Here is a 14392-nt window from a genome sequence, read left to right as displayed (position 1 = left end):
ACACAAAAGCCACCCCTAGGGGTGGCTTTTGCTTTTCTCACAAGCAGCTTACTGTGGCAGCGCGAATGCCATCACGTAGTCGCCCTGGCGAGTGCCCAGCGAGCCATGCCCACCGGCGACCACCAGTACGTACTGGCGGCCGTCCTTGCCGGTGTAGGTCATGGGCGTGGTTTGTGCCCCGGCCGGCAGGCGGCCTTCCCACAGTTGCTTGCCGTTGCTCATGTCGTAGGCGCGCAGGTACTGGTCGAGCGTACCGCTCAGGAAGCCCACGCCGCCGGCGGTGACGAAGGTGCCGCCCAGGCTGGGCACGCCCATTTTCAGCGGGATCGGTACCGGCGAGCTGTCACGCACGGTGCCGTTCTTGTGCTTCCACAGGGTTTTGTGGGTGGTCAGGTCGACCGCTGCCACGTAGCCCCATGCCGGTGCCTGGCAGGGCAGGCCGACCTTCGACAGGAACGGCTCCAGGATCACGCCGTATGGCGCACCCTTGTTCGGCTGCACGCCTTCGGTTTCGCTCTTGCGCGCAGGGCCGCCTTCAACGGCTTCACGCGGCACCAGCTTGGACTTGAACGCCATGTAATCGGGGTTCACGAACGCAATCTGGCGAACCGGGTCGACCGAGATGCCGCCCCAGTCGAACACGCCGAAGTTGCCTGGATACACCAGCGAGCCTTGCAGCGAAGGCGGAGTGTAGATGCCTTCGTAGCGCATGGAGCGGAAGTCGATGCGGCACAGCATCTGGTCGAAGGGCGTGACGCCCCACATGTCTTTTTCTTGAAGCGTCTTGGGCATGAAGTTCAGCGCAGACATCGGCTGAGTCGGCGAGGTGTGATCACCCTCCACTGCACCTTGAGGTACCGGAGTTTCGGTGATCGGCACGATCGGCTGGCCGGTGGTGCGGTCCAGCACGTAGATGCTGCCTTGCTTGGTCGAAGCCATCAGCGCCGGCTTGATGCCGTCGGCGGTCTTGATGTCGATCAGGCTTGGTTGGCCACCTACATCCATGTCCCACAGGTCATGATGGGTGAATTGGTAAGTCCAGCGCACCTGGCCGGTGGCGATGTCCAGCGCGGTCACACCGGCGCTGTATTTTTCCGACTCAGGGGTACGGTTGCCGCCCCATTGGTCAGGCATCTGGTTGCCCATGGGCAGGTAGACCATGCCGGTCTTCTCGTCCACGGCCATCATCGACCACATGTTGGGCGAGTTGCGGGTGTAGTGCTCGCCCGGCTCGATGGGAGTGGTTTTCTCGGGGTTGCCGCTGTCCCAATTCCACACCAGGTGGCCATCGTGCACATCGAAGGCGCGCACTACACCAGAGGGCTCATCGGTAGAGACGTTGTCGGTGACGTGGCCGCCGATGATCACCAGGTTCTGGGTGACCGCCGGTGGGGAGGTAGAGTAGTAACCGCCCGGGGCGAAGGTGCCGATGTTGGCACTCAGGTTCACCGAGCCTTTGTCGCCGAAGTCTTCACACTCTTTGCCAGTGTCGGCGTTCAAGGCGATCAGGCGGGTGTCGGCGGTGGGAACGAAGATGCGCTTGGGGCAGGCCGAGGCCGGCGCTGGGCTGGCTTGTTCGGTGCTGCTGGCCTGTGCATAAGCGGCGTCGTCGTGGTAAGCCACGCCGCGGCAGGTCATGTGTGCCCAACCTTTGAAGTTATCGGCACCCTGGGTGCTGATTTTCGGGTCGAAGCGCCAGATTTCCTTTCCGGTGTCTGGGTCCAGGGCAATCACCTGGCTGTGCGGCGTGCACACATAGAGCATGCCATTGACCTTGAGCGGGGTGTTTTCCGCAGTGGTCTCACCGGGGTCATTCGGGCCAGGGATGTCGCCGGTGCGGAAGGTCCAGGCAGGCTTGAGTTCGCTGACGTTGCTGGTATTGATCTGATTCAGCGGCGAGTAACGGTCACCGAAGGCGGTGCGACCGTAGGACTGCCAGTCGCCATCAGGCTGCGCGGGCGCGGCGCTGGCGGTGCCGGCACTCTGGCGGTCGAGCTGGCCTGTGACCTCGTTGGGGTCGGCGGTGAACTGGCTGCCCAGTGCGCACAGGCCGGCCAGCACGACGGCAAAGCTCAGGCCGCCGGTACCCAGGCGGTAAGGCAGGCCTCGCGTCAGTGGCAGGCGGAACCACGGCAGCAGCAGCACGATGCCCAGTGCAAACCACAGGGCCAGGCGTGGCACCAGCGGCCACCAGGCCAGGCCCACTTCCCACAGCGCCCACAGCGTGCTGCCGAACAGGACCAGCGCATAGACGGCCAGGGCCGAACGCTTGCCGGCGATCAGCAGGATGCCCGTGAGCATGACGCCCAGGCCCGCGATCAGGTAATAAAGAGAGCCATCGGTTTTCAGCAGCGTGACGCCGCCGACCACCAAAATCAGGCCCATCAGCAGGAACAGCACGCCGAGCACGGCCGGCATTAGGCGCCGGCGGGCTGGGGCACTTGCAGTGCTCATAGAGTTCTCCGTTGAGTCGGTATCAGGATATGAACTTGGAATTCAGAAAGTCTGGCAACCCATTGCTGAGGTTGCTACGCAGCCGAATAGTTCGTCGCAGAATGTTACTGAAGCCGTTCTTTTCTAGCTGAAATGTTTCAGCTTAATAACCGACTAAGGATAACGCCGATAACGCGTTGAACCAACCCGTTGATGGGAAAGGGTATTTATCTGAGGCCGCAATAATGCCGGGTACTGCAAGGCCGCGGCCCGCCGCCTTGGCGGGCCTGGCGAGGCTCAAAAACGGGTGCTCAAGCCCACTTCGACGCTGCGCCCCGGCGCCGGGGCGATGTCTCGCAAGATGGAGCTGGCGTAGCGGACAGTCTGGTTGGTGAGGTTTTCGCCGTTGACGAATGCCAGCCATTGGCTCTTGCCGATGTCGAAATGGTAGCCAACGCTGGCGCCCAGCGTGGTGTAGCTGGCGGTGCGGTTTTCGTTGTCGGGCACTCGGTGTTGCGCAGTGGCGTGCTCGGCCTCCAGGCGTGCTTGCCAAGGGCCGCGGTTCCAGGCCAGGGCGGTGTTCAGGCGCAGGGGGGCGATACGTGGCAGTGGCTCGCCGGTGTCCAGGTTCTTGGCCCGGGTGTAGTCGCCCGAAACCTCCAGCGCCCAGGTGCCGTAGGGGTTGCGCAGGAAGGTCCAGCGCTCTTGGGCTTCGATACCGGCGAAGCGGGCCCGCACTCCAGAGTAGGTGTACTCGGGAATGCCTGTGGGGTCTTCTACACCGTCTTCGTCGAGCAGCCGGCCGGTACCGAGCAGGCCGATGTAGTTCGAAAAGTGGCTGTAGAACACGCCCACACTGCCTTTGTGGTCGCCGTTGTCAAAACGCAGTGCCAGGTCGGCAGAGGTCGCTTTCTCTTTCGAAAGGCCCGCATCCCCGACCTCATACGTGCCGGTGGCTACGTGCGCGCCGTTGGCATACAGCTCGTAGAACGTCGGCGCTCGCTCGGTGTAACTGAGGTTAGCGGCAAGTTTCCAGACCGGTGTCAGCGTGTATACGGCGCCAGTGGAGAGGCTGCCTGCGGTGAAGCTGGCCGAACGGGCCGCGGCCTCGAAGCGCGTGTTGCCGCCAGCGTCGGGGTCGACGCTGGTGTGCTCAAGGCGGCCGCCCAGGCTCAGTTCCAGGCGGTCGGTCACCTGCAACTGCTCGAGGAAGAACAGCGCGGCAGCGTCGGTGTCGGTCTGCGGCACGAACGCCTCTTCGCCCAGCGCCTGGAACTCACTGCGGTTGAGCTGCAGCCCCACCACGCCTTCAAGCGGGCCGATAGGCTGGTGGCGGGCCTGCAGGCGAGCCTCGTAGCCCTTGTTCTTGAACGTGGTGCCGGTTTCGCCCCCCTCGATCTCGCGATGGTTGTAGTCGGTGTAGCCGGCGTCGAGTTTCAGCTCGCTGAACGGGCCTTGCAGGTTGCGTATTTCCGAGGCGAATGCGTAATGCTCCTGTTGCATGCGGATCCGCACGTCGCTTTCGGCAGGGGAGCCATAGTTGCTGTCGTAGTTGCTGTACGACACCCCTGCGTAGCCGTCGTCCCAGGTGTAAGCGCCGCCTACTGCACCACCGTCCTGGCGCCCGTTACTGTTTTGCAGGCGGTGCTTGCCGCCATTGTCGTCGTCGCTTTCACTGGCGCGCTGGTTGGCGCTGTGGGCGTAGCCCGGTATGCGCAAGTCATTGAACTGGCGGCTGTTGGCGTCCAGATGCAGGGCGAAGGTGCCATCGCCGGCTTCGAGCTTGCCGGCGCTGCTACGGGTGGTGTCGGCGCCGCCGTAGCGCAGCTCGCCGGCACCGTGTACGCCGTCTACAGGCTCTGTTGGAATGCGGTTGTCGAAGGTGTTGATCACTCCGCCGATGGCGCTGCCGCCATACAGCAATGCTGCCGGGCCGCGGACGATTTCGACGCGGTCGACAGTGACTGGGTCCTGCGGCACCGCATGATCGTATGACAGGCTGGATGCATCCAGTGCGCCGATGCCGTTTTGCAGCAAGCGGATGCGGTCGCCGTCCAACCCGCGAATGATCGGCCGGCTGGCGCCAGGTCCGAAATAGCTGGATGACACGCCGGGCTGGCTTCTCAAGGTTTCACCCAAGCTGCCCTTTTGCTGCAGGGTCAGCTCATCGCCTTCGAGCACGCTGCTAGGCGCGGCGATCTGCTGGCTGCCCAGGGGGTTGGCGGTGATCACCTGGGTCGGTAGGGCCAACGCAGCGTCGGCAGCGTGAGCGGGGTGTGCCAGCAACAAGGCCAGAGGCAGCGGGGCTAAGCGCCAAGGGGAGGGTGGGGCGAACATTGATGCGTCCTTGAAAGTGAAAACAATGAAAGAGCCAATTGTTATAACATAACGTTTACGCTCTTTTGAAAGATTTTTCACACCTCGAATCGGGCCGCAAGAGGCGCCGCAGAAGCTTTTTGAGCGTGCAGCAGGTAACCTGCGCGCACTTGAAGCGGGCATGGAATGAGCATGAAAGGGCGATCCTGGATCGCGGCGGTAGCGGTGGTGGGGTGGTTCGCGCTGGCGCTGCAGCTGTACCTGGTGTTAGCAATGCGGTATGAGGTGCAGGCTAGCCTGCTGGGCGGGTTGGTGAATTTCTTCAGTTATTTCACGGTGCTGTCCAATACCCTCGCAGCTGCGGCATTCACTGCCGCCGCCAGTGTGCCGGCTACTGCCACCGCGCGGTTTTTCCAACGGCCGGGGGTGGTCGGCGGGATCACCTGCAGCCTGTTGCTGGTGGGTATCGCCTATAGCCTGTTGCTGCGAAGCCTTTGGCAACCTCAGGGTTGGCAATGGCTGGTCAACGAATTACTGCATGATGTCATGCCGCTGCTATGCCTTGGGTTCTGGTGGTGGGCGGTGCCACGCGGCCATCTGCGCGGTTGGCACCTGCCGCTGTGGGCGCTATACCCAGTGGCGTATTTCGGGTTTACCCTCCTGCGCGGGCAGGTCATCGGCACGTGGCCCTATCCGTTTCTGGACGTCGGCGCTTTGGGTTACCCGCGAGTGCTGCTCAACGCACTGATGATTCTCGCGGGCTTTCTCGGCATCGGTGCAATGCTGTGGGCCGTCGACCGTCATTCTTGCTCAGGCGTGCCTTCGGCGCGCCAGTAGCCGGCCGCTTTGACGTTCGCCTCGGGCACCTGATGGTGGTCGAGCAACGCTGCCTTGATCTGGCGGGCCAGGCCTTTTTCGGTGGCTACCCACGCCCACAATTGCCCTGCTGGCAATGTTAGCTCGCGCACCGTCTGCAAAAGGTCAGCCTGATGCCGCAGGGCCCATATCACCTGCAGGCCGGCGGCGCTGTGCAGTGGCTGGCGCTCGGCGTCGTCTTCGATTTGTACCACCACCAGTGCTTGGCGATGCGCGGGCAGTTCCTCGAGGCGCCGGGCGATGGCCGGCAGCGCGGTTTCGTCACCGATCAGCAGGTAACTGTCGAAGATGTCCGGCACGATCAGCGAGCCGCGCGGGCCGGCGATGTGCAGGTGATCGCCGGGCTGCGCGCGCTCGGCCCAGGTGGAAGCAGGGCCGTCGCCATGGATCACGAAGTCGATGTCCAGCTCGCCGCGTTCCAGGTCGATGCGCCGCGGGGTGTAGTCGCGCATGGCCGGTTTGTGCGGGCCGCCGTCACCCCCGGCCAGCAGTTGTGCCAATGCGGCCTCTTCAGCTGCGTTGGAGGCGAAGAACAGTTTGATGTGGTCATCGGCGCCCGGGCTATAGAAGCCGGACAACTGTTCGCCGCCCAGGGTGATACGGCGCATGCGAGGGGTCAATTCGGTCACGCGCAACACTCGCAGGCGGCGGCGCTTGATTTCATGCATGACCCGGTGAATGGCTTGTGTCATAGCGTTACTCCTCTAAGGCAGCGCCGCCGGCGACGGCCCGGGCAGTGGCGTTGAGCAGGTCGCGAACGCGCACGATTTCCTCGGGCGTCCAGCGGCCGTGGTGCATTTTCAAGGCGTGCCGCAGGTTATGCACCGCCTCATGGATTTCCTCGGGGCGATCATGGCCACGCAATGCGTGCCGGCTAACCTCGATCCGCTCGCGGGCGCCTTGCAGCGCTACATGCTGGTCAGCCAGGTAAGCGCGGCCAATCTCGGTGAGCTGGTAGCGCTTTTTAGCGCCATCGCTTCCCGGGGCAATCAGGTCGCTTTCTTCGAGAAAGGTCAGGGTGGGGTAGATCACGCCGGGGCTAGGGCTATAGCGGCCATCGAACATTGCTTCGATCTTGCGGATCAGGTCGTAGCCGTGGCAGGGCTCGTCGCTGAGCAGGTCCAGCAGGAGCACTTTGAGATCGCCTGGGGCAAACACGCGATGGCCGCGGCCGCCACGCTCGCGGTCTGGGGGATGATGATGTTTCATTGGGGTCTCTGCTTGGTTATTTAAGATATACCTTAAGATATATCTTAAAAAGGCTGCAAGTCCGCTGGTCGGTTGCCTGCGGGTGCTCTGCAGCCTTGGTCGTCCAGCCAGGGTTGTAGAATCGGCGCCATGCCCTTGAGCACTTGCACCGGCAGCGCCGAGGTGAAACGGAAGTTCGCCGAGGCTTTGCCCGGTACATACGCAGTCAGGGTGCCGAAGTAGCGCTCGCCCAGGTAGAACACGAACGTGCCGGTGCGGTTGACCGCCCGCGAGCCGACCAGCCGCCCGCCGCTGCCGAAGCTTTCGATACGGTTGTCGCCGGTGCCTGTCTTGCCGCCCATGGCCATGGGGGCGCCATCGGCCTGGGTGAAAACCTGGGACACCCGCCGCGCCGTACCGTCGGCCACCACGGCGCCCAAGGCCAGGCGCAAGGCACGGGCCACTTCCACCGGCATCACCCGTTCACCGCGGCCGGTGTCGGCTTGTGCCACGGCCTCATAGGGGGTGCCTTGGGCAAAATGCAGTTGGTCGATACGCACTGTGGGCAAGCGCACGCCGTCATTGAGTATGATGCCGATCAGCTCGGCCAGTGCGGCCGGGCGGTCGCCTGAGCTGCCGATCGCGGTCGCCAGTGACGGCACCAGGTGGTCGAACGGGTACCCCAGCTGCTGCCACCGCTGGTGGATGTCCGTGAAGGCTTCGATCTCGAGCATCGTACGAATGCGCGTGTCGCGGGCGCTACGGTGCTTGCTGTTGAACAGCCAGCCGTAGACTTCCTGGCGTTCGTGCTCACTGGCGTCGATGGCCTGGCCCAGGCTTGCGTCCGGGTACTGCAGCAGGTAGCCAAGCAACCACAGGTCCAGCGGGTGAACGCGGGCGATATAGCCCTGGTCGGGCAGGTTGTAGGCGCCTGGGCCGTATTGCCCATACATTTGCCCCAGGCGCTTGTCGCTCAGCGGGTTGCCTTGCCAGTGTTGGCGAACGAAAGCATCGAACTGCGCCCGGGGCGCCTGCGGGAACAGGTAGCGGTACACCGCCGCCAGCCGTACCGGCGTGGGGTTCAAGCCATCGAGGAAGGTGTCCAGCCGCTGGTCGCTGGGCTTGCCCTCGTACTTGCGCCAGAACCTGCGCAGGTACTCAGTGCCTTCACGGTCAGCGAATTGCGCCAGGTATTGCTGCCGGCGGGGGTCGTCGTCGTCCTTGAGCAGGGCGGCGCGATCGCCCGGCGCCTGGTAAAGGGTGTAGCGCACGATGTCGCGCATCAGGCGGATGAACGGCAGGTTGATCGATTCGCGCAGTGCCTCCTTGAGTGTGGGGGTGCGGTCGTTGTCCTGGCGGCGGAAGTTGCCGAACACGTGGATGCCGCCGCCGGTGAAAAAGCGCTCGCCGGGGTTGGCCGAATAGCTGCGCTCAAGCGCCGCGTCCACCATCGGTGCCAGGGGCGCGCCGGGGTTGCGGGTAAGGTAGTCCAGCGCCCAGTGGCTGAGCCGATCCTGCGGGTCGATACCTCGGTCGATGCGGCGCAGTTCTGCCGGTGGCTTACCGCCGTAACGCTGGTGCAGCTCGGCGATGATCTGAAGGTAACTGGCCAGCACGCGCAGCTTGGCTGTCGAGCCCAGCTCCAGCTTGCTGCCTTCGTTGATGTCGAAGGGTTGGTCGGTGTTGTCGGTCTGCACCCTTACTCGTGCGGCGCCATCGTGGTTTTCGAAGAGGGTGAAGCTGTACTTCACCTCACCGGTGCTGGTTGGGGTCAGCAGGCTGTCACCGATCAGCCCGGTTTGTTTGGCATAGGCTGGGTCCGCCAGGTGCTTGAGGTACTGGGTGACCTGATTCTGCAGGCGGTTGTCCAGCGTGGTGGTGGCGGCCAGGTCAAGCCGGTCCAGGTCGTACAGCGAAGTGCCCAGCAGGCCGGCAAGGCGGCTGCGGGTGACGATACCGCCCTTGTCGTTGGCATAGGGCTCCCAGGTGGGCTCCCTGGCCCAGTCGCGCCATTGCAGTAGGCTCTGCAACGCAGCGCTGGCCTGGGCACTGGTGAGAATGCCGTGGCTGGCGAGCAGGCGGATATGCGCGTCGGTGAGGCGGTCAAGCTCCTCATGGCCACGGCTCAGAAAGTGCGAGGGCCGGCGCTGGGCGATCATCAGTGAGAGTACCTGGCGCAGCGCCAGGCCCCTTGCCGCCATTGTTTGGGCATCGCTGCCAGTGCTCGCCAGCAGGCGGTTGGCTTGTTCGAAATCGGCGCCGTACCACACCCGCAGGCCCTCGGCCAGGCCGTGCACCTCGCCGTGGCCTGGCACGGCCGAGAGCGGCACACTGTTCAAGTAATCGCGCAGAATGTTCTGCCGTGCCAGCAGGGTCTGCTCGCCACCTTGGTAGGCGCGCACGCTGGCCGAGAACATTTGCCGAAGTTTTTCCGGGCCTGAGTCGGTGAGCCCGCCGGCCGAATGGCGATACTTCTCCAGCTGTGTCGCCAGGGTGCTGCCGCCAGCAGACTGGCCTGGCAGGCCCAGCAGGCGGGCAACCTGCGACCAGGCGGCCCGGGCAAAGCGCGGCCAGTCGACAGCCGGGTTGAGGGTGGGGTGCTGTGCATCGAGCAGGTGGCGGTCTTCGATGAACAACAGGCTGCCCACCACCAGCGGCGGGATATCTTCAAAGCGCTTGTACAACTGCAGTGGGTACTCAAAGCGGTACACCGTACCGGCGCGGCAGTCTGTGATGTGCAAGCCGGCCTGTGGTTTTTCAGGGTAGGGAACGAACAAGTCGTGCTCGGCGTAACGTTTGAGCGCCGGCGAGAAGCGTGCCTGTTCGGTGATCAGGAAGTGGTGCGAGCGCAAGCGGGCTAGGTATTCACCTAGGTGGCTGTAGCCAAGGCGCTCATCGAACGGGCCGTTGCCAGGGTAGACCATCGAATCGCTGGGGCCAGGCTGCACTGTCCAGGTCAGCTTCGTCGCAAGGTCCGCCAGCGCCCAGGCTTGCCAGCGCGAAGTGCGCATTTCTTCACGGGCTGCGAATCCTGCCGCCGCCAGCAGGCCAAGCACCAGGGCCAACCCCAGCAGCCTTCGATTGCGACCACGCCGGCGGCGGGGGCGGGGCGCCGAGGGCTCCGCCTCTGCGGCCTGTTCGGCCGTGGCAGGGTTGCCTGGCGAGGTATTCCACTGTGCGCCCATGATCACTCCAACAGCGGTGCCATGAGTAGAGCTTAGGCCAGGTTCAGGATGCCGCCTGGCCTGCCAAGCGGTCTGGAAGGCAGACCGCCGGCGTTTTTACAGGCATTGCGCAGCCACGGGGCGGCGTGCCTGGGTGCGGCCGCGCCAGGCGAACGCCAGCACCATCAGCAGCCCCAGCCCGGCCATGGCGGCGCCTGCCAGCGATACGGCGGGGTACCCCAAGCCGGCGTCGATCACCCAGCCCCCCAGTGCCGCACCGATGGCATTGCCCAGGTTGAAGGCCCCAATATTGACCGCAGAGGCCAGGTTTGGCGCGTCGTGGGCCGCTTCCATCACGCGCATTTGCAGCGGCGGTACCAGGGCGAAACTGGCCACGCCCCAAGCCAGGATGGCGAGCGCCGCCGGCAGCGGCCAGCGCATCAGGACGGTGAACGCCAGCAGGGTGGCAATCAGCACGCTCAGCGACACGATCAGCGTACGGTCCACAGAACGGTCGGCGGCCTTGCCACCCCAGAGGTTGCCCAGTGTCAGCCCCACCCCGAACAGCACCAGCATCGCTGTCACGAACGCGGTAGAAGCCTGGGTTTCGCCGCGCAGGATCGGGGCGATGTAAGTGAACACGGTAAACATCGCGCTGGAGCCCACCACCGTCAGCGCCAGCGCCGCCAATACCGGGCCACGGCCAAGCACCCGGATTTCGGCCAGCACGCCGTCGTTTTTCGGCAACGGCACCTGCGGCAGCGCGAGCCACAGCGCCAGCATGGCGACCATACCCAACCCGGCGATGCCCCAGAACGCCGTGCGCCAACCGAACAGCTCGCCGAACCACGTCGCCAGCGGCACCCCGCCAATGGTGGCGATGGTCAGCCCCATGAACATTGCAGCCACCGCCCCTGCGCGCTTCTCCGGAGCCACCACGTTGGCTGCCACCACCGAGCCTACGCCGAAGAACGCGCCGTGGTTCAGCGAGGTGACCACCCGTGCCAGCAACAGGCTTTGGTAGTCGCTGGCCAGGGCGGCCAGCAGGTTGCCGAGCGTGAAAATGCCCATCAGCCCGATCAGCAGGTAGCGCCGGGGCACCCGGGTAGTGGCCAGTGTCATCAACGGGGCACCGATCAGCACGCCCAATGCGTAGGCACTGATCAACAGCCCGGCGGTGGGAATCGACACGCCCAGGTCTTCGGCGATGCCGGGCAGCATGCCCATCGGGGCGAATTCGGTGACACCGATGCCGAAGGCGCCGATGGCCAGGGCAACGAGGGGAAGGTTGATACGCATAAGAAATAAAGCTCCTGATCTGTGCGCAAAAGGTTACGATCGGCCGGTCCAGGGCGGTAGCCCGCGATTTTGGCAAGCACCTTTGCGCTGGAGGCAATGATGGATGTGGCAGGGCGATCGGGTGAAATGGAAGTGTTCGTGTGCGTGGTGGAGCAGGGCAGCTTGTCGGCTGCCGCTCGTGCGCTGGGCCTGACGCCCTCGGCGGTGAGCCGGGTGATCAGCCGCTGCGAGCAGCGCATGGGTACACGCCTGCTGCTGCGCACCACCCGGGCGCTGACGCTCACCAGCGAAGGCCAGGCCTACCTGCGCGGTGCCCGGCGCATTCTGGCCGACCTCGCTGAGGTGGAGCAGGCCATCACCGACAAGGGTGTGCCCAGCGGCCGCCTGCGCGTCAGCGCGTCCCTCGCGCACGGGCGCATTACCTTGCTGCCGCTGGTGGCCGCCTTCAGCGAGCGCTACCCCCAGGTGCGGGTCGACGTGACCCTAAGCGATGAGGTGGTGGACATCCTTGCCGGCCAGGCCGATGTCGCAGTGCGCTTCGGCGACCTGCCCGACAGCCCACTGACCGCCCGCTGCGTGGGGGAAACCGGCCAGGTGGTGGTGGCGTCACCGGCCTACCTGGCCCGCCATGGCACGCCGCAGGTGCCAGAAGACCTGGCCAGGCACAATTGCCTGCGCTTCAACTTCCGCCGCGCGAACCCCGACTGGCCGTTTCGCCGCGCAGGTGAGGTGGTTTCGCTGAAGGTCAACGGCAGCATCGAGTGCAGCAATGGCGAGGCCTTGGCACATCTGGCGCGCATGGGCGCAGGTATCGCGCGCGTGGGCGCATTTTCAGTGGTGGAAGAAATCGCGAGAGGGGAACTGGTGCCGCTGCTGGAGGCCTTCAACCCCGGTGACCGCGAGCCGATCAACGTGGTGTTCGTAGGGGGCGCGGCCATGCCGGCGCGGGTGCGGGTGTTCGTCGACTTTCTGGTCGAGCATCTGAGCTGTGCGTCGCCCGTCGCGCGTCGCCCGGCGAGCCAGCCTCCCACGGGCTGAGGTTCATCACCCCCTGGAAGGCCGGCACCGCCGGCGCTGCGCTACCTTCAGATCACGCGGTAGCAGGGCTCGTACGCCGCCCCACCCGGCAACTTCATCCGGTGCTGATCCACGAAGGCCTGCAGCAGCTTGTCCAATGGCTCCATGATCTCGCGGTCCCCGTGAATCTCATACGGCCCGTGCTCTTCGATCATGCGGATGCCTTTGTCCTTCACGTTGCCGGCGACGATTCCGGAAAACGCCCGGCGCAGATTGGCCGCCAACTCGTGGGGCGGCAGGCCCTTGTGCAGCGCCAGCGCCTTCATATTGGCATGGGTGGGGTCGAACGGGTGCTGGAAGGGTTCGTCGATCTTGAGCAGCCAGTTGAAGTGAAACGCATCGGCTTTTTCCCTGCGGAAGCGTTTGACTGCCTGCAACCCCTCAGCCATCTGCCGCGCGACTTCGGAAGGGTTGTCGATGATGATTTGGTAATGCTTGCGCGCCGCTTCGCCGAGGGTGGCGGCGACGAAGGCATCCAGCTGTTCCAGGTAAGCTGCTGCGTTAGCCGGGCCGGTGAGGATCACCGGGAAGGGCAGCTCGTGGTTTTCCGGGTGCATCAGGATGCCCAGCAGGTAGAGGAATTCCTCGGCCGTGCCGGCGCCGCCGGGGAAGATGATGATGCCATGGCCGACGCGCACGAAGGCTTCCAGGCGTTTTTCGATGTCGGGCAGGATCACCAGCTCGTTGACGATCGGGTTCGGCGCCTCGGCGGCGATGATGCCAGGCTCGGTCAGGCCCAGGTAGCGCCCGCCGCTGCTGCGTTGCTTGGCGTGGGCGATGGTCGCGCCTTTCATCGGGCCTTTCATGACACCTGGGCCGCAGCCGGTGCAGATATCCAGCTTGCGCAGGCCCAGCTCGTGGCCGACCTTTTTGGTGTACTTGTATTCCTCGGTATTGATCGAATGGCCACCCCAGCACACCACCAGCTTGGGCTCCACGCCTGCGCGCAGGGTGCGGGCGTTGCGCAGCAGGTGGAACACGTAATCGGTGATGCCGCTGGAGCTCTCCAGGTCGAAGGCAGTATTACCCAGCTCGTTCTCGGTGTAGACGATGTCACGCAGGGCACTGAACAGCATTTCGCGGGTGGAGGCGATCATCTCGCCGTCGACGAAAGCGTCGGCCGGGGCGTTGAGCAGCTCCAGGCGCACACCGCGGTCTTGCTGGTGGATACGGACCTCGAAGTCCCGGTACGCATCCAGAATGGTCTTGGCATTATCGACATGGGCGCCGGTGTTGAGAATGGCCAGGGCGCACTGGCGGAACAGTTGATACATGCGGCCTGAGCCGGCTTCGCTCAGTTGCTGCACTTCACGGTGCGAGAGCACCTCCAGGCTACCCTTGGGGCTGACCTGTGCATTGATCACATTGCGTTCAGACATGCTCGAATCCTTGTCAGCGGGCAGGCGCAGGCTACGGCTACCCAACGGCGCCGGCCAGTCGCTGGCGCCCGTGGCTATTCTTGGCGCGGTTGCGCGGTGAATGCAAATGAGCCGATCAGCCCCGAAGAGGGCCAGGCGGCGGGGTGGCTGTAGTAGGCCGTAGAAATGTCGCGCAGCAACCTCACGGCGAAGAAACGCTGGCAGCTGAGCCCTTGCCAGGCGGGGTGGGTGAGCAGCCCCTGGCGCATTGCACCCAGCAGCGCATCCTGCTCACCGCCGCGCAGGTTGCAGAAGTTGCGGCCGTAACGAGCCAGCGCTTCGGCATCGATCGCTGCCAGGGCGGTGCGCCAGCATTCACGCGGCGTGCCCAGCTCGGGGTCGGCTGCATCTACCCCAGCGAAGCAACGGGCGTCGAGCAGGGCCGCCAAGGGCACGGCGTGGTGGGCGGAGGGTTGGGGTAATACGCGATTGCACAGCGCTTCGAGCGTGCGGCTCTGGCATGCCTCGAAAAACCGGGGGCCACGGCGCAGAGTGGCCGAAGGTTCGAGCAGCGGCACCGGCGGCGGTGGGCAAGGCTCGACGAAGCGCAAAGCGTGTTCTACGGCCATGGAAAACCTCGGGCTGCATGGCGTTGAAGGGACTGGTTCACTAGACCCGGCC

Annotated in this window: 10 protein-coding genes; 2 read left to right on the top strand and 8 right to left on the bottom strand. The window is 64.6% G+C overall.

Translation table 11 applies throughout. The annotated features are described in order from the left end of the window. Positions 1–48 precede the first annotated feature (48 nt). Positions 49–2454, bottom strand: coding sequence for a glucose/quinate/shikimate family membrane-bound PQQ-dependent dehydrogenase (locus F474_RS15035; protein WP_097084817.1), 2406 nt, complete (start codon positions 2452–2454; stop codon positions 49–51). Positions 2455–2730: 276 nt separating this feature from the next. Further along, complete coding sequence (locus tag F474_RS15030; protein ID WP_097084818.1) at positions 2731–4770, bottom strand: TonB-dependent receptor; 2040 nt, start codon at positions 4768–4770, stop codon at positions 2731–2733. A gap of 171 nt (positions 4771–4941) precedes the next feature. Here F474_RS15030 and F474_RS15025 point away from each other — a divergent pair, with 171 nt between their 5' ends. Further along, the gene (locus F474_RS15025) at positions 4942–5586 is read left to right on the top strand and encodes a Pr6Pr family membrane protein (RefSeq protein WP_097084819.1); all 645 of its coding nucleotides are present in this window, start codon (positions 4942–4944) and stop codon (positions 5584–5586) included. Here F474_RS15025 and F474_RS15020 read toward each other — a convergent pair. From F474_RS15020 to F474_RS15005, 4 genes are all read right to left on the bottom strand, one after another. Continuing rightward, positions 5550–6317: a siderophore-interacting protein gene (locus tag F474_RS15020; protein WP_097084820.1), complete on the bottom strand. Its 768-nt coding sequence runs from the start codon at positions 6315–6317 to the stop codon at positions 5550–5552. The two genes, F474_RS15025 and F474_RS15020, sit on opposite strands and share 37 nt — an antisense overlap. 4 nt (positions 6318–6321) lie before the next feature. After that, positions 6322–6834 carry a PadR family transcriptional regulator gene (locus tag F474_RS15015; protein ID WP_097084821.1) on the bottom strand — a complete coding sequence of 171 codons (513 nt, stop codon included), beginning with the start codon at positions 6832–6834 and terminating at the stop codon, positions 6322–6324. A 44-nt stretch (positions 6835–6878) separates the two neighbouring features. Beyond that, complete coding sequence (locus tag F474_RS15010) at positions 6879–9998, bottom strand: transglycosylase domain-containing protein (protein ID WP_097084822.1); 3120 nt, start codon at positions 9996–9998, stop codon at positions 6879–6881. A 96-nt stretch (positions 9999–10094) separates the two neighbouring features. After that, a complete protein-coding gene (locus F474_RS15005) occupies positions 10095–11276 on the bottom strand; it encodes an MFS transporter (protein WP_097084823.1) in 1182 nt (393 codons plus the stop codon). 99 nt (positions 11277–11375) lie between these two features. Between F474_RS15005 and F474_RS15000 the strand changes: the two genes are divergently transcribed. Further along, complete coding sequence (locus tag F474_RS15000) at positions 11376–12314, top strand: LysR family transcriptional regulator (RefSeq protein WP_097084824.1); 939 nt, start codon at positions 11376–11378, stop codon at positions 12312–12314. Positions 12315–12361: 47 nt separating this feature from the next. Here the strand turns inward: F474_RS15000 and ppnN are convergent, their stop codons facing one another. Then, complete coding sequence (ppnN, locus tag F474_RS14995) at positions 12362–13732, bottom strand: nucleotide 5'-monophosphate nucleosidase PpnN (protein ID WP_097084825.1); 1371 nt, start codon at positions 13730–13732, stop codon at positions 12362–12364. A gap of 74 nt (positions 13733–13806) precedes the next feature. After that, positions 13807–14340, bottom strand: coding sequence for a gluconate 2-dehydrogenase subunit 3 family protein (locus F474_RS14990; protein ID WP_097084826.1), 534 nt, complete (start codon positions 14338–14340; stop codon positions 13807–13809). Positions 14341–14392: the final 52 nt, after the last annotated feature.

The organism is Pseudomonas sp. URIL14HWK12:I12 (assembly GCF_003097135.1).
In the GTDB taxonomy this organism is placed as follows: Bacteria; Pseudomonadota; Gammaproteobacteria; order Pseudomonadales; family Pseudomonadaceae; genus Aquipseudomonas.
This window is presented reverse-complemented; position numbering and strand designations above follow the sequence as displayed.

What these genes read in the sequence shown, in the direction of transcription:
- F474_RS15020 (WP_097084820.1), bottom strand. Translation starts at nt 6,317, where the DNA reads ATGACACAAGCCATTCACCGGGTCATGCATGAAATCAAGCGCCGCCGC.
- F474_RS15000 (WP_097084824.1), top strand. Translation starts at nt 11,376, where the DNA reads ATGGATGTGGCAGGGCGATCGGGTGAAATGGAAGTGTTCGTGTGCGTG.
- F474_RS15030 (WP_097084818.1), bottom strand. Translation starts at nt 4,770, where the DNA reads ATGTTCGCCCCACCCTCCCCTTGGCGCTTAGCCCCGCTGCCTCTGGCC.
- F474_RS15005 (WP_097084823.1), bottom strand. Translation starts at nt 11,276, where the DNA reads ATGCGTATCAACCTTCCCCTCGTTGCCCTGGCCATCGGCGCCTTCGGC.
- ppnN (WP_097084825.1), bottom strand. Translation starts at nt 13,732, where the DNA reads ATGTCTGAACGCAATGTGATCAATGCACAGGTCAGCCCCAAGGGTAGC.
- F474_RS15015 (WP_097084821.1), bottom strand. Translation starts at nt 6,834, where the DNA reads ATGAAACATCATCATCCCCCAGACCGCGAGCGTGGCGGCCGCGGCCAT.
- F474_RS15010 (WP_097084822.1), bottom strand. Translation starts at nt 9,998, where the DNA reads ATGGGCGCACAGTGGAATACCTCGCCAGGCAACCCTGCCACGGCCGAA.
- F474_RS15025 (WP_097084819.1), top strand. Translation starts at nt 4,942, where the DNA reads ATGAAAGGGCGATCCTGGATCGCGGCGGTAGCGGTGGTGGGGTGGTTC.
- F474_RS15035 (WP_097084817.1), bottom strand. Translation starts at nt 2,454, where the DNA reads ATGAGCACTGCAAGTGCCCCAGCCCGCCGGCGCCTAATGCCGGCCGTG.
- F474_RS14990 (WP_097084826.1), bottom strand. Translation starts at nt 14,340, where the DNA reads ATGGCCGTAGAACACGCTTTGCGCTTCGTCGAGCCTTGCCCACCGCCG.